Origin of the sequence: Paenibacillus sp. FSL L8-0663 (assembly GCF_038008125.1) — a bacterium.
Taxonomy (GTDB): domain Bacteria; phylum Bacillota; class Bacilli; order Paenibacillales; family Paenibacillaceae; genus Paenibacillus; species Paenibacillus polymyxa_D.
Map to the genome: position 1 here is coordinate 4670841 of NZ_JBBOYM010000001.1, position 20184 is coordinate 4691024.

Below are 20184 nucleotides of genomic sequence, written 5' to 3' on the forward strand. Positions count from 1 at the left end.
TGCTTCTGTCTCCACGGTTGTCACCTGACAAAACACATGGACCAGAGCCATTTTCATGTTTTAAATTCGTTGAAATGCCGTGAGGACAAACGCGTTATTCAGTCGCAGCAATAATGTTCCGTATGCTTGTAAATGTCAGGAAGCCCCGACTCCTATCGGAATGAGATACATGCCCGCTTCATCATCCTGTTTGATTACGACCTCCACATCATAAACTGCCTGGATCAGTTCAGATGTAACGACCTCTGTAGGTGGGCCGTTCGCTATAATACGCCCTTCCTTCATGGCAATCATTACATCGCTATACCGAATAGCCTGATTGATATCATGCAGCACCATCACGATTGTCAGTCCATGTTCCTGGTTTAACTGCCGAATGAGCTCTAAAATTTCAAGCTGGTAGTACATATCCAAATAGGTGGTCGGCTCATCCAAAAATAAAATGGGAGTCCGCTGTGCCAAGGCCATTGCAATCCATACACGCTGCCGTTCTCCTCCTGAGAGTTGATCCAACGTGCGAGTTCTACGTTCGTTCAGGTTAGTACAGGCTATCGCCCACTCAATCGCCTCCTCATCCTCGTCACGCCTCGCTGTGAACATGTTCTTATGCGGCAACCTGCCGAAGCTTACGAGCTTTTCTACAGTCAGGTCGGAAGGTGCCTCGTTCTGCTGATGGACTACCGCCAATTGACGGGCCAGCTCCTTGGGCTTGTAGTGGGCTATTTCTTTGCCGTCCAGAATCACCTGTCCCAAGCGGGGAACAGCATTGTTGGACATCACGCTGAGCAGCGTCGATTTGCCGCATCCGTTGGGACCAATAATGGTCGTAATCCGTCCTGACTCAATAACAGCATGAATAGCGTGCAGACGATCTGTTTTCCGATCATATGAGAAGGTTATATCCTTAATGTCCATAGCTGCGATCCGCCTTTCTGATCAGGAATATCAGGAACGGCCCGCCAATGACGGCCATAATAATAGAAGCCGGGATTTCATTGGGAGCAAGCACCGTCCGCCCCAGAGTATCCGCGAGCAGCAGCAACAAGCCACCGCATAAGGCTGAAAATGGAATCAACCACTTATGATCCGAGCCAACTAGGTAGCGGGCACAATGCGGAACGAGCAGGCCGATAAAGGCAATCACTCCTGCGATGGCTGTAGCCGTTGCTGCAAGCAGCACTGCAATCACAGAAATCAAAAGTCGTGCGCGTGTTACATTGAATCCCAGATTTTTAGCTGTTTTATCTTGAAGGGACAAGAAATTGCACCAAGAGAACACGAGCATGGCCAAAATTAGTCCAATCCCGCCATAGGTCACAATAACCTCGACATCTACCCATTTTTTCATAGACAAGGTTGAAGTAGTAACCTGGTTAATGCTGGTGACCGCATAGCTGCCTCGATAATTAAATGACTGACCTAAACCAGAAAAAATGGCATTCACAGCTACCCCGATCAGAATGAGACGAATCGGATGCAAGCCGGATCTCCATGAAAATCCATAAACCATTAAACAAGCTATCGCACCGCCAATAAATGAAAAGAACGGCATCCAGAAATAAAGCATTGGAAAGACCGTCACCGCAATCAGCGAGATCAATGCTGCTCCCGAAGAAATGCCGATAACTCCGGCATCTGCCAGCGGGTTTTTCATAACAGCTTGCAGCAAGACACCCGCCACTGCAAGTGCTGCACCTGCCATCACGGCTACGATAATTCTCGGTAGTCTCAGGTCCTTGACCACATTTACCTGATCATCTGTACCTGTCCACAATCCGGTGACCAACTGACTCAAATCCACCTTGAGACTACCTGTCATCGCTGAATATAACATGACGCCGACGAGCAAGACCATTACAACAATAAGACTCCAACCTTTTTTGGACATGTCATCAGCCTCCTTTAATTCGAAGGATACAGCATTTTCATCAGCTCATCTAGCGCCGAGTTTGCCGCTAGATTCCCTGTTGTGCCAAACAACGGTTCAGGCAGATCATAGACATGCCCATTTTTCACAGCGTTGAAATGCTTCCAGATATCGTTGGTTTTGAACTCTTCATCGAACATTTTCACTACTTCATCCGGCATCCCGTGTGCAGCGCGCAAAATGATATCAGGGTTGGATTGCTGCAAGGCTTCGGTATTGTGGGCAATGAACTCCACCTTCTCGCCCTGAACCACATTTGTTCCGCCTGCAATTTTAACCAGATCCCCAATATAGGAATGCTCGGTAGCCACCAGATAGCTTCCCGGTACTCCCAGCAAAATCAATACTTTAGGAGATTTCTTCCCTTTGATCTTTTGTTGAATCTCAGTTACTTTGGCATCCAACGCTCCATTAATCTCTTTAGCCTTTTCGGCTTTGCCAAACGTGTCTCCCAGCTTTTGAATTTCTTTTTGCATATTCGCGAGACTTTCAAAATTCAAAAATTCGGCATTGATGTTCAAATCTTTAAATTTAGGCTCCAGATCATATTTCAGTGTCGTCACCGACAGTACATCCGTCGGCTTCAGTGACATCACTTTTTCCATGTCGGGACTCATCGGATTACCCACATCAGGCACATCCTTGTAACGGTCAGGCAGCACTTTCGTGCTTGTCGGCTTACCTGCCAAATCCAGGCCCAGCGCATCCGTGATTTCCGCAATGGCTACCGTAGTCGCCACAATACGAGGAGCTTGAGCTTTACCGTCAGACGACTTTCCGGTTGCATCAGATGTTGCCGCTGATTTCGAACCATCGCTCTGATTCTGTCCAGCCTGTCCTCCTCCCGAACATCCGGCCAGCAACAAGATCACGATGCCGATTAACATATACAAACAAAACGATCTTCCTTGAGCCCATGCTATATATCGTTTCATGAAAATCCAGTCACCTCAATTCAAAATATAGAACTGCATTAGGAACCCTAACTTTTCGGGTATCAGGATTTAGCAAAATTCGACTCCAGTCGCTCCAAAGTGCAATATATAGACGAACTAGACTGTTTGATCTACATATTGTTCACTAGAAGTCGCTTATTGGATTTTTGCAAATTCCTCGGGTATGTAAATGCTGACAAGTCTTGACGCCGAGGCACCAAGACTTGCTTGCATACAAACTTTGCTGTTATTCGGGCTTCATTGAGGTCACAACCTGAGGCTACTTCGCTTTCAGGCTTGCTTCATCAAATTGGAACTGAACTGTATACCAGTGATCATACGGCACTCCGCCAAGAACCAAGCCAGGCACAATAACGTGTGTGTAAGCACTGATTTTCTGGGACAAGTCCCCTACCTCGAATTGAACGACACGTGTATCGCCGGATGTCGAGATCACTTCTACATCTTTCAGGGTACCGTTTTGCTCCACTTGTAAAGTTGGCATCCAAGAACTATTTTTCAATGTCACTTGGATATAGCGCTTGTCTCCCTTTTCAATCAGTGTGGCTGGCTTGTCGAGATAACCGTCCATAACGGAAGCTTCACTCGTTTTGTCTTTAAATACGTTGTAATTAATCGTGTATTGCTTCTCGGAAGCCATTTGAACCGGTTGCTCAACTACTGGTTTGGTTTCAGCTACAGATGCAGTTGTTTCTGCTGCCTTGTCCGTAGAAGCTACTATCGGTTCAGTAGGGGTTACGGTTGTAGCTGTATTGACCCCCTCACCTTTAAGCGATGCACGGTCAAATTGAATCTGTCCGCCGAATTTCTCATTTAGAATGTATTTCTCAGGCAGATATACCTGTGTGTACACACTTAACTTCTTATCCAGATCAGGTACTTCGAACGCAATCGTGTGCGTGTCACCTTTAGTGTCCGAACCCATAATCATCGGATTGGCATAACGGCCTTCAAAATCCGTTTGGAATAGCTTCAAAGCCTGGTTGTCCGTAACGGTTACATGAGCCTGAACCTTGCCATTTTTCACAATCAACTTCGCTAGACTCTGCACAAAAGGAGCCACTAGAGAATCCTTGTCTGTTCCGTTCGCCAGTACACGGAAGTTCGCAGTGTACTCTCCATCGGCCAAGTTATTTTTCCCCTGTTCTACTTCGTCTGCTTTGGTTTCGTTGTGATAAGATACATTGCTGGTATCGAATTTAAATTCAAAATCATATACCTTTTCTACTCGATCCTCCGCCTTGAAAACCATCTGAGCGCTACTTGCCACTTTAGGAGCTTCGTAGACAACCAGTTGGCCTTTTACATTGCTCTTAAAGTCACTTACGCTAAAACGAACATGCTTCGTATTGCTTGCTGCATCTTCCTGGGTCACTTCTGCATCTCGGTAGTCCCCGCTTGCGTTGTCCCAAATACGCAGCGCCTTCACTTCATTGCTGTTTTGCAGCTTCAGACCTACAAACCGTTTGTCGCCTTCCACGACCAATTGCGCCGGTTCGTCAGTGATGAAGCGTTGAGCCTGTGAATCTGCTGCTGTTGAGCCATCTGACAAAACAATACTGAATTTCAAAGCATATTTACCATTGGCAAGCTTGTCAAAATCCAGTTTAATCATGGGATCAGCCGCCCCTGAAGAGGTAGGCTCAACAAAGCTTCGAATGGTAGCAGGCTCGAATTGGAACTGCACATCATACACGTGATCATATGGGATACCACTCAAATCCAATCCAGGTACGATGACATGCGTATTCACTGTCACTTTATCCGACAGATTTGGCACTTCAAATTGTACTGTTCTTGTATTTGCGGAGCTTGATTGATCGACAACCTGAGCCTCTGCACCATTTACTTTGAACGTTTTGATCCAGCTGCTCTTGTCCATTTTGATCTGAATGATATTTTTACCAGACTGTTTTAACAGTGTGGCTGGCTTTTGCATATATCCATCCATCACAGATATTTCATTGCTTCCGTTTTTGAGTACGGAGAAATCAATGCTGTATCTGCCATTTTCAACTGGGGTTGTGGTTCCGTTATCCGGTCCTTTAGCTGTAATGCTGCTGCGGTCAAATTGCAGACGAAGCTTATGATCCATCTCATAAACCCCACCTGGATAGGTCGTGCTCACATGTACCTGTGCATTCAGAATAGCGTCCAAATCCGCCACTTTGAATTTCACAACACGTGTATTAGCATTCCTGTCCTCACTAACGATATCTGCATCCGTAAGTGTCCCGCTTTGTTCTGTTTTAAACTCTGTCACGGTGGTGCTGTCTTTGATGGTAAAGGAGGCTTCATACTTGCCTTTTGATACCGTCAGTGTGGCCGGAGACAATAAATATTGCGCCATGGCCGATTTTTGATCTTTGATTGCGTGCAGCGCATCGAAGTTGATTGAATACGTTCCATCAGCTAAATTCTTTCCGGGCGTGCCTGGTGTGCCTGGCGTCCCAGGATCAACCGGGGTTGTTGCCGCTCCTAATTGAAGATCGACATCATAGGTTTCTACATAGTTCAGCTCAGGCCAGTTGATGCTTACCCATGCATTCAGTTTGGCAGGCACTTCCTTAACCTCAAATTCGATAACACGTGTATTCGCCGTTTGATCTTCACTTACTACGGTCGTGTTGGTCAATACTCCATTTTGTTCTACTTTAAAGCCGTCAATTTGTTTGCTGTTTTTCAAAGTGAACTGTACATATTTCTTGCCTTTACGTTCAACCAGAGTACCCGGTTTTTCTGTATATCCATCCATCATAGACTTTTCACTTGAACCGTCTTTTAACAGCGTGAAGTCCAGATTTGACGTTACTGGAGTTGAACCGTTGTCCGTTCCCGAGATACTGTTTTTATCGAACTGAAGCCGAAGTTTATGGTCCATCTCATAAACCCCACCTGGATAGGTCGTGCTCACATGTACCTGCGCATTCAAAATCGCGTCCAAATCCGCTACTTTGAATTTCACAATACGTGTATTGGCGGTCTTGTCCACACTTACAATATCTGCATCCGTCAACGTTCCATTTTGTTCAGTTTTGAATTCCGTCACTGTAGTGCTGTCTTTAATGGTGAAGGAAACTTCTTTTTGTCCCTTCGCTACCGTCAAAGTTGCCGGAGACAACAGATACTGTGCCATGGCTGATGGCTGATCTTTTGTGGCGTGCAGGGTATTAAAATTAATAGAATACGTTCCATCCGCCAAATCTGATGGGGCGGGTGCAGAAGACATCTGAAGATCTACATTATAAGTATGCACGTAGCCCAGCTCAGGCCAGTTGATGCTCACCCATGCGTTGAGCTTGGCAGGCAGTTCTTTCACTTCAAACTCGATCACTCGTGTATTCGCAGTTTGATCTTCACTTACAACAGAAGTGTCGGTTAACACCCCATTTTGCTCTACCTTAAAACCATCAATCTGTTTGCTGTTCTTTAATGTGAACTGGGCATATTGTTTACCTCCACGCTCAATTAGTGAGCCTGGTTTCTCCGTATACCCATCCATCATAGACTTTTCATTGGTTCCATCTTTCAAAAGGGTAAAGTCCAAATCAGAAAGTTTTTCTCCTGCATTAGGAGGCGTCACCGGTGGTGTTACAGGTGGAACCGTTGGATTCTCCGTTGAGTTTTTAAGTCTCAAGCTGGAAGGATCAAACTCAATCCATTCCTTCACTGAACGATCTGGATCGGTATCTACATACCACGGAGAACTGCTATTAAATCCAAACTCCGTATTTACATTTTGATGAAAATCATAAACATCGAAGCTTACAGTACCGGAAGCTTTCCCAGAATCCACCTCTATTTTTGCGGGAACTGTTTCCCCGTTTTGTTCTACTAAAAATTTCGATAGCCCTTGAGTTTCCGCAAACTTAAATGAAAAATGGTATTTTCCATCCTTAATGATCAAATCTCCAGGATAGGTATAGTTTGTTTTGAAACTCGAATCTCTGGTGTTACCGCTGACTGTCTTTCTTAAAGGTTTGTAATCAATCAGGTATTCTCCATCTGCATAGGTCGCATCTGTGGTAGTTACAGCATTGGTAGGCTCAGCATATGTGCTAGGTACTTCTACCGGCATCTCATAAGTAGCATAAGTAGCACTAGTGACTGTAGTGCTTGAATCGGGCAAATTTTGGGAAGTGGAATCAACTTCAGGGGTTGCTCCTACGTATGGTGAAAATAAAGAAAACAACATTAGAATAGCAGCGAATGTCGTAATGTATTTGTTAAATCGGCTTTTCAAGGTGATGTATCCCCCTACTTAAAATATACTCATTTGGGGCATTGAAAGTAAGCTCCAAATGAGTATTCAATTCAAAATTATATTTTCAAAAAGAAGCCTTAGATATCGCTGTCGTCGAATTGGAATTGAACAACATAGTCGTGATCGTACGGAATACCACCAGTGTATTCTGCAGGCACACTTACATGCAGTTTAACGTTCAATTTTTGAGACGGGCTAGTTACAGGGAATTCGACTATTCTTGTATCCCCTGATGTGCTTACCACAGTCGCATTCACATACTGACCGTTTTGTTGAGTTTTGAATTCAGTAACCCATGCACTCTTGGTAATAGCTACTCTCACTTTATATTGACCATTCGTAACAATCAGTGTGGCTGGTTTTTTCACATAACCATTTGTATCCATGTAAGATGGCTGAGTGGTTCCATCTTTATAAACGGTATAAGGCAATTGATACGTTCCATTAGGCAAAGCCGCATTCGCCTTATTGGCAGAAAATGGGGCCAGTACCACAAAAACAAGCGCTGCCATCAGTACAGTAAGCATTACTTTTTTCAAAGACAATTTTTCCATACGATTCATAATCATGTTCATGTTCTTAATCTCCTTTACGTTTTATTTTTGGATTATATTTCGTCGAATTGCAGTTGTACATCATACTTGCCTGTGTAGCCGATTACTGGGATTGTGATTTCAGCGTAAGCATTCACTTTTGCATTCAGATCAGCAACCTCGAATTCCACTACACGAGTGTTGCTAGCAGTATCTGTGCTCACTACAGTCGCATCTTGCAGTACGCCATTTTGCTCTACTTTGAACGTTGTAATCAGATTGCTGCTTTTCACAGTCAGACGAACGACATTTTTGCCGTTAGCTACCGTAACCTGAGCAGGCTTCGTCAGGTAGCTATCCAATCGAGAAGTCTCATTGGTTTGATCCTTCAGAACGGTGTAGTCTACGTTGTACGTGCCGTCGGCTGCTGCCGCTTTAGCTGAGAATGGAGCAACAAGTGCAAAAACAAGCGCTGTCATGATCAATGCTACGAATACCTTCTTAAAAGAAAATTGCTCAAAGCGATTCATTACCATATTCATATCTACACACACTCCTCCATTTTTTATGCTTGAATTTGTGTTGATTTTATGAACGATAGAGATGGCTTGAATTTACTTCTTGGAAGATTTAGTTGATTTTGCTGACTGGACGGCTGCTACTTTTTTGGCACTTTTGGAATCAAAAGCGAAGCGGATCGTATAGTCATGATCGTAGTTATACGCAGGGACAGTAACATGGATTTTAGAGATTAGCGGGCTGTTCACACTCGTAATTGGAAATTGTACGGTGCGGGTATCGGTTTTGGCATCCTTATGGATGACCTTGGTATCGATGATTTTGCCTTTGTAATCTACTTTAAACCCGGTTGTCCATTCGCTATGATTCAGCTTAATTTGCATGGTCATATGACCTTTTTTCACATACAACTTAGCTGGTTTTTCAAAATAATCATTAGCCATGGACACCGAGTCATTTTCTGCCTTGAGGATATTGTATTTGAGCGTGTATGTACCATCCGCCAATTTTGGAGAAGCCGTAGCGGCTCCTACAGATGACGAAGTTGGCCAAAAGCTCAGCACACTCACCAGCAGAAACACAGCAATAATTGCAGAATACCCCTTCTTCATTTTGACAGCAGTCCCTCCCCACGAGAATAAACTAATTGATTATCATTCTCAATTGATAATTTAAAAAAATAGCTCTTTTCGAGCTTGTCTCCCCACCTCCCTATTCCATAATTTCGCAAAATAAAGTAAACCCATCACCAATATATCTTACACTTTTCGAAAATGTCAATATGTATTTGCGTGTACATAATCCCTTGATATATGCTATTTTTTAAGAAAAATTTGTAGTTCCTTCTTCTTTAATTCGAATATATCCCTTTTATTTTTAGTTCAAAATTTATTTAAAAATTTTGTTTTTTTAATTGACATTGCCCAGTGATATTCATTATCATTCTCTTATATATAATTGAAAATGATTATCATTATTGTTTAACTCGAAAATTGCAGGAGGAATAACATGAAATCTTATATGTTGTGGTCGTCCGCAGTGCTTTTATTGGCAGTTACCGGATGTAGTAATGGTGCCCCGACCACAGATCATAAACCAACCAGTGCCTCCGTATCTGCCACTTCTGGCACGACAAGCAGTGCAGCCATCCAAGTTACTGATTTTTCAAAACGGACGTTGGCGTTTCAAAAGGTTCCTCAACATATCGTTGCGCTCAGCAATGGCGATCTGGATATTATATACGCATTGGGCGGGACAGCCGTAGGAAGACCCAACTCCAATGGACCTGTCGTCGTACCTGCTGCTGAGAACGTTCAGCAAATAGGCTCCACTCATGAAGTAGATTTGGAGAAAATTACGATGCTCAAACCGGATGTCGTGCTAGGCAATTATCCTATGAATGAAAAAGACATTCCAGCCATTGAAGGAGTAGGTTCACAGCTGCTGCTGACTAGTGCCAATTCAGTTCAGGATATCCAGACACAAATTACACTGTTCGGACAATTACTACAAAAGCAAGCCGGGGCCGTAAAGCTGAACCAGCAAATTGACCAACAAGTAACCAAGCTACAAAAGGAAACCGCTTCTGCCTCCAAACCGAAGGTGTTGCTCGTCTACGGAGCCCCGGCTACGTACATGGCGGCACTGCCGAATTCACTGAGTGGAAACATTCTGGAAGCTGCGGGTGGCTCTAACATCGCCGCTGATTTTCCGGGCCTGCAAAATTTCCCGCAATATGCGCAGCTGAACACAGAACGCATCATACAGGCTGACCCTGACTACATCTTCATCATAACTCATGGCAATACAGAAGATGTTAAAGCTGCATTTATAAAGGAAATGCAGGAAAATGCAGCTTGGAACGGAATCCGAGCAGTCAAAAACAATCAGGTCGAGGTTTTACCTTCAGATCTATTCGGTACGAATCCGGGCACACGGGTCACTAAAGCGCTGGATTTGATGCATCAAAAGCTGTATCCGGCGAAATAGGCGATGGCAATGAACAAACTACAGCGCGCCAGAAGACGCACCATCGCCTGGATCACCCTTCCGATTCTACTGCTGACCGTCTCTGTGTACGGTCTGGCCTACGGTTCGGTGTCGATTCCACTTCAAGAAATCAATCATGTTTTGCTACATAATGATGAATCTACATATCGCACGATCCTGATGGATCTCCGGCTACCCAGAGTATTAGTAGGTTTACTGGTAGGAGCTTGTCTTGCAGCTTCCGGAGCCCTTCTTCAAGGTGTCATGAAAAATCCATTGGCTGACCCTGGCATTATTGGTGTATCGGCTGGAGGTGGACTGGCCGCCGTCATTACGATGGTGATGCTTCCCCAGCTTAGCTACCTTCTTCCGATAACCGCCTTTTTGGGAGCCTTTCTGAGCGCAATCGTCATTTATCTGCTGGCTTGGGACCGAGGGGCGTCGCCTGTCAAAATTGTGCTGGCTGGCGTTGCGATCAATGCGCTGCTGGGCGCACTCACCAACGGCGTAATGGTCATGTTCAGCGACCGCGTACAGGCCGTTCTTCCTTGGCTATCCGGCGGATTAAACGGAAGAAGCTGGCATCATCTGGAGTTCATGGCGCCTTACGCCATCATTGGATTAATCGCCTCTTTCTTTGCGATTAAACCTGCTAATTTACTGCTACTGGGCGACGATTCAGCACAGCTGCTGGGCCAGCGAGTAGAGCTTCAACGTATGCTCATTATCCTGCTTTCTGCCCTGCTGGCCGGTACAGCAGTCAGTGTAGCCGGGTTGATCGGCTTTGTAGGACTGGTCGTTCCCCATGTCATACGGCTGCTAATCGGGGAAGATTATCGTTTCCTCCTTCCCCTTTCCATTGTGGGCGGCGGAACGCTGGTTGTTCTCGCAGATACGGTGGCGCGATCCTGGTTTGACCCGATTGAACTGCCTGTAGGTATTTTGCTGGCCGTCATTGGGGCACCGTTCTTCTTAATCTTACTCAAGAAACGGGGGAATTTCGGATGACAGCCATTCAGGGTGAGCATATCTCCTTACAACGTGGGTATTTCAAGCTGGTCGATGTGAATATCACCTTGCCTGCTGGTCAGCTCACCGCGATCGTCGGGCCGAACGGTTCAGGCAAATCCACGCTTTTGCGGATTATGACCCGGTTGCTCAAGCAGGATCAGGGTCAGGTTTCCGTATTGGGCAAGCCCGTGCAGGAATACAAGCGGCGTGATTTTGCCCAGACGATTACAATGCTACCGCAAATGAAGGATATGCTGCCGTTATTGACGGTCCGCGAGCTGGTCGCTTACGGAAGATCTCCTCATGCCAAGGGCTTGAAGGTACGCTATACCGGACAGGACCAGCAAATCGTGGACCATGTCATGAAGATCACGGGTATCCAGCCCTATGCGGATCGGATGTTCCATACTCTATCGGGAGGTGAACAACAAAAAGCGCGAATTGCAATGGCCTTGGCCCAACAAACGGGTATTCTTTTGCTCGATGAACCGACCACTTTTCTGGATATCGCCCACCAATTTGAAGTTATGGATATGCTGCGGCGTATCAATCACGAGTCCGGCTTGACGATTGTTATGGTACTACATGATTTGCAGCAAGCTGCGGCCTATTGTCATCATATGATTGCGCTTAAAAAGGGACGAATCGCCGTTGTCGGCGAACCCCATGAGATTTTGACGTCTGCTTTTCTTCGCGACATTTATGAAATGAACGCTACCATCAAATTTGAGGATGGCTATCCGGTTATTATACCGACCATACCACATCATTCAGGAGGAATTTAATATGGTTATCGTAACAAATACATCTAAAATCACACCGGGCAATGCACATCTACTCATCGAAAGATTTAACAAAGAAGGAAAAGTTGAAAAAATGGAAGGCTTTCTCGGTCTGGAAGTGCTGCTGACTGAAAACACGGAGGATTATGAGGAAGTAACGATCAGTACACGCTGGAAAGAAAAAGAGAACTTCCAAGGCTGGACGAAAAGCGAAGCATTCCGCGAATCCCATAGCCATCGTCAAATTCCGGACTATATTATTGAAAATAAAATCACGTTCTATGAAGTTAAAATCGTTCGTCATCCCATCGCCAACAGCGATTCCTCTTTGGCAAGTGATTCCGAAGCAGTTTAACCCTGCATTATAGCTAAAAACCAAAAAAGGCGGCTCGGCAGGCAAAATTAATTGTCCGCCGAGCCGCTTGGTTTATCAGGATTTTGCAAAATCCTCTTATATAAGGATGATGTCGAATCTCTCAGATTGTAGTTGAGCAGCGACGTCCAATTTTCAGCGTCTCTCCGTGCCCTAGAACATGAATGCGTTCCTTCGCAATACCCATACGCTCACGCTCCGCTTCGAGACGATCCAGCGCCTCTCTTGGCGTATCATCCGCTAGTTTGAAGGCTCCGTAGTGCATCGGAATCATTTGATCTGCGCCGCAATCTACAAACCCTTGCAATGCCTCCTCCGGTGTCACGTGCTGCGAGGTCATGAACCATTCCGGTTCATACGCGCCAATCGGCATAAAGGTCAGGTCAATGGCAAAGCGCTCGCCAATCTCCTTAAACCCACGAAAATATCCGGTGTCTCCCACAAAATACAACGTTGGTGCATCCTCTGAGTCTGTATTCGAATGAGAATGAGATTCCGTGACGGACGTGGCAGAGCCAATCACCTGCTGCTCATTTTGCAGAACGTATCCACCCCAATGCGAAGTGTTCGTATCAAACGGTGTGCGTCGTGTCCAATGCTGGGCTGGAACAAATGTGAAGCGTATCCCTCCTACCGTAAAATGCTCCCACCATTGCAGCTCATGACAGTTGCGAAAACCTTTGCGGATCATTTTCGCCTTTAACCCTGAGGGTACAAGCATCAGCGTATCTGCACGATATAATTTCCGCAACGATTCTAAATGTAAATGATCATAATGGGAATGAGACAGCAGAATGATGTCCAGTGGGGGTACATCCTGAATACGAATGCCGGGTGGCGCCAACCTTTTATCAAAAGCCATACGCTCTGCCCATACCGGATCGGTGACGATATTCAGCCCAAGATACTGGATGAAAAAGGTGGAATGTCCCACCCAGGTGGCTGTCGCCATCTCCCGATTGCTATGCAGAAACTCCAGCTCCGGGGGATGGTTTGGCACAACGAACGTATAATCCTTTATTTTGCTGCGTCGCTCCTGCCGCCATTGTCTGAATTGCTTGATGGTTTTATCGGTATTTACATGATCCATATTGTTAAAACGAACTTTGGGCATGATGCAGCTCCCTCCCTGATGAACCCGTTCTCCAAAAAATGCAGCGGTTCAATTTAACTATATATTGTCATTCGAGTGTGAACATAAAATGATGCAACATCCTGATATATGTAAAGTATAATTCAATCACGTCTGTAAAGGAAATTCTGCGATAATACAGCAAAAACAGACCTCCCGGATCAATCAGGAAGGCCTGTTCCACCTGTTGTTGTCAATCTTGTGGATTTTTAAAGCGTGCCGAATAAATAAACAAAAACACAATCGCCACGACAATAATGATAGGTGACTCATACATAATTGTAAAATGCTCGAAAGCAGCCACTCTAACTCACCCTTTCTTTCCTTCATGTCCGCGCACATATTTTGCATCGAACAGAAACAATCTTAATATCAGGATCAGCGAAGGGATCAGCACCAGCAGACCCGCAACAAACGCCGTAATCAACGCATACGCCATCGTAGAATTTGTAAAGCTGTCGTAGACATTAATGTAGGGATACAGAACATACGGGAGATGCGAGCGGCCGTAGCCATACCAGGCAAATGCAAATTGCAGCATCACCAATATGAACGAAACCCCTAGATGCCGCCGCTGCCATACCAGATAAACTGCTCCCGCAAAGCATATGAAGGATGCGACAAACATCCAGGCTATGTTCAGCATATTGGTAAAATGATCTGGATTTTGTTTGTTAATCTGAAAAAATGCGAGCAGACTCGCAACAATCGTTGGACCGCTCCAAAGCAGTGCATATCCTCGTACGATTTCAAAAGCGACCTTGTCTCCTGCCCTTTTGGCATAATAGGCCAAAAACATCGCTGAGATATACAGTACGCTTACCAACGCCAGAAAAATAACCGCCCACGTGTAGGGATTGCTTAATAGCTGCCCCCATTGCAGGTGCACACCTGTACTGTTCTCCACAATAATGCCGCCTTCCGATATAGCGAGGACCGTCGACAGTGCTGCCGGAATCAGTAACCCTGTCGCACCGTACAACGCCATGTAGACGATATTATTGGTGCCGGAATGCCCATACGTATTGTATGCATAATACACTCCCCGGATGGCGAGAAGTACAATCGCAATACTGCCGGGAACGAGTAACGCCGTACCATAGTAATATGCCGCATCCGGGAAGAACCCGTTTAATCCCACCACAAAAAAGATGAGAAATACGTTTGTTACCTCCCACACCGGGGATAGATACCGTTGAATAATATTGTGGATTTTGTTCTGGTGGCCTGTTAACACACTGTAAAAGCTGAAAAACCCTGCACCAAAATCAATAGATGCTATAAGCAAATATCCGAACAGGAACGTCCACAAAATGGCGATGCCTACAATTTCATAGCTCACTTACCATCAGCCCCTTCCAGGCCGAGCTGTCTTATCTCTTCCACCGCATCCTTATTGCGAAATAGCTTGCTGAGTACCTTAATGGCCGAGAAGCACAACACCAGATACAAAATAACAAACAACACCAGCATCCACCCAACACTCGTAGAAGTGGTTGCTGCTTCGGACACCTTCATATATCCGCGTAAAATCCACGGCTGTCTACCGACCTCCGCGAACATCCATCCGAGCTCAATAGCTACCATCGCCATTGGCCCCACCAGAATGAGCGCCAACAGCAGCCATCTGGGGTATGGTTTGCGACCTGGCAAACGCTTGCGGATCAGATACAACAGCGGAATGACGAGAATCAGCACCCCTGTGGTGATTTTGAGGTCAAACATATAATGGATAGACAGGGGCGGACGCTCATCTACGGGATAATCATTTAATCCCTTGACCTCCGTACTGGGCAGGTTCCCGGCCAACACACTAAGTGCATAAGGCACTTTCAGGGCATATTTGATTTCACCGTTCTTATCCATGTATCCGCCATATACGAAGGGTGCGTGCGTCATCGTATCAAAATGCCATTCGGCGGCGGCCAGCTTCTCCGGCTGATATTTGGCTAGAAATTTACCGGATGCGTCTCCAATCATCACAGTACTGATGGCAAACACAATGGTACAGGTGGCAGTCAGCTTCAGCGCTTTTTTGAAATAAGGGTGATTACGTCCCCGCAGCATACTGTAAGCAGCCAATCCCATCAGCACCCCAGCGCTCAATGTATACGAGGAAGCCAGTACATGAGAAACTTTGGTCGGCGTAGCCGGATTTAGCATGGCCTCGATGGGATGAATATTTGTCATGACTCCATTTTTGAGTGTAAAGCCTTGAGGTTGGTTCATGAACGAGTTCACAGTCGTAATAAAAACCGCTGATGCAGATGAGGCAATCGCTACCGGGATGAGCAGCATCAGGTGAAAATATTTGCTTTTAAACCGATCCCAAGTATACAAATAGATGCCTAGGAATATAGCTTCGATGAAAAAAGCAAACGTCTCCAAAAACAGGGGCAGCGCAATCGCTTGTCCAGCCACCCGCATAAAGGTGGGCCAAAGCAAACTGAGCTGCAGACCAATGGCGGTGCCTGTTACGACACCCACGGCAACGGTAATGACAAACCCTCGCGCCCACCGTCGGGCCAGCAGGGTATAATGCGGATCACCAGTTCGCAGCCCGCGCCATTCTGCTAGTGCAATCATTAAGGGTACGCCGACGCCGATAGATGCAAATACGATATGAACAAACAGGGTAATTCCGGTCAGCATCCGGCTTAGTAATACAGGGTCCAGTGAAGACAAATGGGTTTCACTCCTTCATTTCACATTTTAAACATCGCGGATCACTCTGGATTACCAACTAAGGAGTCAAGCGAGCTATGCTTTTAATTACGGCATATAGCATAATGGCCGCAATTACTATACATACAATAATGAGCGTTCTTTCCTGCTTGCGGAACATAGGAACGCCTCCTTCACTTATCTATTGGCGCATTTTGGTAACCTATTCACAGTTTGGTTCATTCTGTCGAGTTTTAACCCTGCTTCTGCATTGAATGTAGCAGTATTTCTTTTTAGATATTGTTTTATGCATTTCAATACGCTATATTGATATATAGTTAGATAACCTAATTATATGAAAAGAGTGAATGTATGCCACCAAAACAAAGTATGCGGGACACCGTCCAGCAACCTCTTCCCCGTCTGGGTCCAGAACCTTATCTGGAGCTAATGGATCAAACTGCTCTTGCAGAAACGAATCGACAACTCGCCCGTATTGGTCTCTTCTTGCTATGGACGGGTGATAATACGCTCGACGCAATAGATTTGGATCTAGCTGCTTATGGCCTGACAGAGAGTAAGCTAGATTTATTGTTGCTGTTGACACTACACCAATCCCAGGCTCAGATGAGCCCTTCAATGATTGCCGACCGTCTGGGAATTCGTCGTGCATCTGTTACATCTCTCCTAGACTGGACAGAGCAACGAGGCTGGATTATCAGAGAACATAATTCCTCAGATCGACGCAAAATTCATGTGCGCATTACAGAAGGGGGATCTCATCTTGTACAGCAAGTGCTTCCTGTATTTTGGTCTTCCTGTGCTTCTCTAGCGAGTATTTTGGAGCCTGAGGAGCAGGTCGTTTTTTCGCGGATTATAGAAAAAATCCATCATCATATGGAAGACAAACTGGGGGTGGGCAGATAAATTTTTTTTAAACATATAATTAGGTTATCTAATATATTTAATTGTTTATATTTAATGAGTTACTTATTTGATGATTAAGGAGTGTTCCCTTGATGAGTAAATTACGAACTAATGATAGCGTTATACAGAAGGAAAATGTTGCTCTCCCTTATGCATGGATGATTGTAATCCTATGCTGGTCAGCGGTTGCCGTGATGACCAGCCTGTATGTAACGATCCCTTTGGTCCCTCTCTTTGCTAAAGTATTTGGAAAAACGCTTGCTGAAGCAGCTCTGCCGGGAAGTATCTTTTCCTTAGGATTTGCGGCGGGATGTCTTATTTATGGAGGATTGTCTGATCGCTTTGGACGCAAGCAGGTTATCGTTGCCGGACTGCTCGCATTGACGATCCTTTCGTTATCCCTCAGCTTAACCAATCAGTATTCTGTATTAGTTGTGTTGCGCTTGCTTCAGGGTTTGGCGGCAGCCACCTTTTCCCCTGTTGCTCTCGCATACGCCGTCGATATGTTTCCGGCCGAAAAACGGGTAACAGCTATCGGCTTTATCAGCACCGGTTTTCTAGTAGCGGGTATTGCTGGTCAGGTATTTAGTATTGTCATTAGCGAACAAATGGGGTGGAATACGGTATTTCGGATGCTAGGCATTTTGTATGCAATTACCTTCCTAATCGTCCTTTTTTTCCTACCTAAAACCCCCTCCCCTCAACGAGATGTTCGCATTTGGGCAGCTTTCAGTCAGTTGGAGACCGTTCTGCGCTCGTATCCTTTATGGTTAAGCTACACGGTTGCTTTTGTTCTCCTGATGTCCTTTGTGAGCATGTATACGGTTTTGGGTAGCTATCTTGGCGGCCCTGAATTTGGCCTGAATAGCCGACAGATGCTTTATGTCAGATCCGCTGGTATCATCGGCATGCTCCTTTCACCATTCGCCGGAAAGCTAGCCCAGAAATACGGTGTGCACCTTATATTACGTACAGCTCTTATTCTTTCCATTCTGAGTTTGGCGCTGATGGGAATGACACACTCTCTTATGACTATCGTGGTGTTGAGTGTATGCTTTGTCAGCGGCATTGCCCTGAGTGTTCCTTCACTCATAGCAATCGTGGGTCAGCTCGGCGGTGCAGCGAGGGCTATAGCTGTCTCACTATATACCTTCATCCTGTTTGCCGGTACAAGTCTAGCTCCTATGCTCTCCATTCGTTTGATGGGGAATGGCGGCAATCAGATGACTACATTTATGCTGCTGGCGGCAGTTCTGTCTGTGGGATTTATCGCCTCCCTGCGCATTCGGATGGTGCTTCCCATCGCCCCCAGATTTCTAGAATAAAGCCTATGATTAGGGTAGAAATCCGGGGACAAAAGCGACCGCTACGCTTGTACAGCACCATTCCGCCTACTCCGTTTCATGTTAATTTTTCGAGTTCGGCTTATATAGCATCCTGTTTTTATTAAAAAAACCTCCATATTCATCAGCCATGTTTATATGAATCATCGTGATATATGTCATTGCATTTTCCTGTGAAACGCGAACTTCTCTTTGGAGACATTCGCAGAATGAGTTACAATACAGATAAGCTATATATGGAGAACTTTTGAACAGGAGGCTGTACTGAGCTATGAAAATAACATCTATCGAGCCAACTCCCAGTCCGAACACCATGATGCTGCATCTGGATGAGCGACTGGAAGCGGGTATCCGCAGAACATATACACGAGACAATGAGCGTTCCGCTCCCCCATTTATCCGGCGCATGCTGGGCATTGAAGGGGTCAAAAGCGTGTTTCACACAACCGACTTCGTAGCCCTTGACCGCAAAGGGAATGCAGATTGGTCTACCATTCTGGGTCAAGTCCGAGATCAGCTAGGCGAGGAAGGCGCTGACGCCAATTGGGATTTGCCAGAGGAAACCTCTGGAGAAGCGTTTGGCGAGGCACAGGTTTTTGTGCAATTTTTTCGCGGCCTTCCTATGCAAATTCGAGTCAAGGCAGGGCAGCAGGAGGAACGAATCTCCTTGTCCGACCGCTTTGTGCAAGCCGTTACCCGTGTAGCGAGCGCAACGCTGATTAAGGAACGCAAGCTGAGTGATTACGGCGTCCGCTATGGTGAACTGCCGGACATTGCACGTGAGGTTGAGCAGGAACTGGAGGCAGCCTTTCCACAAGAGCGGCTGGAGCAGATTATCCAACAAGCGATTGCCCACGGTGCAAACAACAGCGAATTCGTGGAGGAACGCCGCGAGTGGAGTGATGCCGAGCTGGAGCAGGCCCTGCAGCACGGGGATTGGCGCACACGCTACGCTGCGCTGGATCGGCTGGAACCGACGCCCGAGCATTTGCCGCTTATCCGGCAAGCGCTGCATGACGATAAAATGCAGCTGCGGCGGCTGGGCGTGGTCTATCTGGGCGATATTCGCTCTCCGGAAGCGATGGAACTGCTAGCCGAGGCGCTGCGCGATCCTTCAGCGGCAGTACGCCGCACCGCAGGCGACACGTTGTCGGACATCGGCGATCCGGTCGCTACCAGTGCAATGATCGGAGCCCTGTCGGATAGCAGCAAGTTGGTACGCTGGCGGGCGGCACGTTTTTTATACGAGGTGGGAACCGAGGATGCGCGTGATGCGTTGGAGAAGGCGGTCGATGATCCCGAATTCGAGGTCAGTCTACAGGCTAAAATGGCGCTGGAACGCATCGAATCAGGCGAACAAGCCGCGGGCACAGTTTGGCAGCAGATGGCCAAGCGGAACTCTTAATTTAAGATTCTACGAGTGATTTTCAAAAAATTGTCGATTGTCAGAAGATGTACAGGTACGATATACTGTAATTCGCTATACAATAAAATATCATGTCATACACCTCATCAACCCTGTTTTATGATGAGGTAGAGGTCGCGGATGTAATCGGTACACCGGAGGAGACGATAAGAGCCGTCTGAGATTCCAGTGGAAAGGTACACCCGCCGAAGTATGCGGAGCTGACTCTTTGTAAATACTCCGAATGCTGGGGCTGCTAACCGAAAGGAGCAGAACTGTCACACGCTGTCCTAACACAGACACGTGTGTTGAGCTATCTTGTTATAGAAGAAGGTATGGTGCGGAATGCATAGACAAAA

At 46.1% G+C, this 20184-nt stretch carries 18 protein-coding genes and 1 riboswitch; of the genes, 7 read left to right on the forward strand and 11 right to left on the reverse strand.

Annotated elements, in window-relative coordinates; genetic code table 11:
• Window positions 1-135: 135 nt before the first annotated feature.
• The 7 genes from MKY75_RS20755 to isdC all read right to left on the reverse strand — a co-directional run bounded on the left by MKY75_RS20755 (window position 136) and on the right by isdC (window position 8810).
• The gene (locus tag MKY75_RS20755) at window positions 136-915 is read right to left on the reverse strand and encodes an ABC transporter ATP-binding protein (RefSeq protein ID WP_029517161.1); all 780 of its coding nucleotides are present in this window, start codon (window positions 913-915) and stop codon (window positions 136-138) included.
• On the reverse strand, window positions 905-1888 hold the full coding sequence (locus MKY75_RS20760; protein WP_241113419.1) for a FecCD family ABC transporter permease: 984 nt from the start codon (window positions 1886-1888) through the stop codon (window positions 905-907). The genes MKY75_RS20755 and MKY75_RS20760 overlap by 11 nt, the downstream gene beginning before the upstream one ends.
• 14 nt (window positions 1889-1902) lie before the next feature.
• Window positions 1903-2862: a heme ABC transporter substrate-binding protein IsdE gene (isdE, locus tag MKY75_RS20765; protein ID WP_165149420.1), complete on the reverse strand. Its 960-nt coding sequence runs from the start codon at window positions 2860-2862 to the stop codon at window positions 1903-1905.
• A gap of 280 nt (window positions 2863-3142) precedes the next feature.
• Entirely contained in the window at window positions 3143-7126 is a 3984-nt protein-coding gene (locus tag MKY75_RS20770) for an NEAT domain-containing protein (RefSeq protein WP_318628072.1), read from the reverse strand.
• Between the two features lie 98 nt (window positions 7127-7224).
• The gene (locus MKY75_RS20775; protein WP_039273678.1) at window positions 7225-7722 is read right to left on the reverse strand and encodes an NEAT domain-containing protein; all 498 of its coding nucleotides are present in this window, start codon (window positions 7720-7722) and stop codon (window positions 7225-7227) included.
• Window positions 7723-7754: 32 nt separating this feature from the next.
• Entirely contained in the window at window positions 7755-8222 is a 468-nt protein-coding gene (locus MKY75_RS20780) for an NEAT domain-containing protein (protein ID WP_029519187.1), read from the reverse strand.
• Window positions 8223-8294: 72 nt separating this feature from the next.
• On the reverse strand, window positions 8295-8810 hold the full coding sequence (gene isdC / locus MKY75_RS20785; protein WP_029519188.1) for a heme uptake protein IsdC: 516 nt from the start codon (window positions 8808-8810) through the stop codon (window positions 8295-8297).
• 397 nt (window positions 8811-9207) lie between these two features.
• Here isdC and MKY75_RS20790 point away from each other — a divergent pair, with 397 nt between their 5' ends.
• From MKY75_RS20790 to isdG, 4 genes are read left to right on the forward strand one after another with little or no spacing between them, the layout of a single operon-like run.
• Window positions 9208-10188 carry an ABC transporter substrate-binding protein gene (locus MKY75_RS20790; RefSeq protein ID WP_340886376.1) on the forward strand — a complete coding sequence of 327 codons (981 nt, stop codon included), beginning with the start codon at window positions 9208-9210 and terminating at the stop codon, window positions 10186-10188.
• Between the two features lie 9 nt (window positions 10189-10197).
• Window positions 10198-11196 (forward strand): FecCD family ABC transporter permease, encoded by a 999-nt coding sequence (locus MKY75_RS20795; RefSeq protein WP_029519191.1) that lies wholly within the window; start codon window positions 10198-10200, stop codon window positions 11194-11196.
• Window positions 11193-11984 (forward strand): ABC transporter ATP-binding protein, encoded by a 792-nt coding sequence (locus tag MKY75_RS20800; RefSeq protein WP_069012157.1) that lies wholly within the window; start codon window positions 11193-11195, stop codon window positions 11982-11984. The genes MKY75_RS20795 and MKY75_RS20800 overlap by 4 nt, the downstream gene beginning before the upstream one ends.
• 1 nt (window position 11985) lies before the next feature.
• Window positions 11986-12336: a heme oxygenase gene (isdG, locus tag MKY75_RS20805; RefSeq protein WP_029519194.1), complete on the forward strand. Its 351-nt coding sequence runs from the start codon at window positions 11986-11988 to the stop codon at window positions 12334-12336.
• Window positions 12337-12457: 121 nt separating this feature from the next.
• On the opposite strand, the gene MKY75_RS20810 is transcribed toward isdG, so the two are convergent.
• The 4 genes from MKY75_RS20810 to MKY75_RS20820 form a co-directional block, all read right to left on the reverse strand.
• The gene (locus MKY75_RS20810; RefSeq protein WP_340886377.1) at window positions 12458-13468 is read right to left on the reverse strand and encodes an MBL fold metallo-hydrolase; all 1011 of its coding nucleotides are present in this window, start codon (window positions 13466-13468) and stop codon (window positions 12458-12460) included.
• A gap of 211 nt (window positions 13469-13679) precedes the next feature.
• Window positions 13680-13790 (reverse strand): cytochrome bd oxidase small subunit CydS, encoded by a 111-nt coding sequence (gene cydS / locus MKY75_RS25635; protein WP_007432143.1) that lies wholly within the window; start codon window positions 13788-13790, stop codon window positions 13680-13682.
• Window positions 13791-13796: 6 nt separating this feature from the next.
• On the reverse strand, window positions 13797-14828 hold the full coding sequence (locus MKY75_RS20815; protein ID WP_029519198.1) for a cytochrome d ubiquinol oxidase subunit II: 1032 nt from the start codon (window positions 14826-14828) through the stop codon (window positions 13797-13799).
• The gene (locus tag MKY75_RS20820) at window positions 14825-16171 is read right to left on the reverse strand and encodes a cytochrome ubiquinol oxidase subunit I (protein ID WP_039273701.1); all 1347 of its coding nucleotides are present in this window, start codon (window positions 16169-16171) and stop codon (window positions 14825-14827) included. The genes MKY75_RS20815 and MKY75_RS20820 overlap by 4 nt, the downstream gene beginning before the upstream one ends.
• A gap of 351 nt (window positions 16172-16522) precedes the next feature.
• On the opposite strand from MKY75_RS20820, the gene MKY75_RS20825 reads away from it, so the two are divergent.
• From MKY75_RS20825 to MKY75_RS20835, 3 genes are all read left to right on the forward strand, one after another.
• A complete protein-coding gene (locus MKY75_RS20825; RefSeq protein ID WP_165149428.1) occupies window positions 16523-17077 on the forward strand; it encodes a MarR family winged helix-turn-helix transcriptional regulator in 555 nt (184 codons plus the stop codon).
• A gap of 92 nt (window positions 17078-17169) precedes the next feature.
• Window positions 17170-18402: an MFS transporter gene (locus MKY75_RS20830; protein WP_340886379.1), complete on the forward strand. Its 1233-nt coding sequence runs from the start codon at window positions 17170-17172 to the stop codon at window positions 18400-18402.
• Between the two features lie 289 nt (window positions 18403-18691).
• Entirely contained in the window at window positions 18692-19825 is a 1134-nt protein-coding gene (locus MKY75_RS20835; RefSeq protein ID WP_318628076.1) for a virulence factor, read from the forward strand.
• A gap of 121 nt (window positions 19826-19946) precedes the next feature.
• Window positions 19947-20149: riboswitch (Lysine riboswitch) on the forward strand.
• Window positions 20150-20184: the final 35 nt, after the last annotated feature.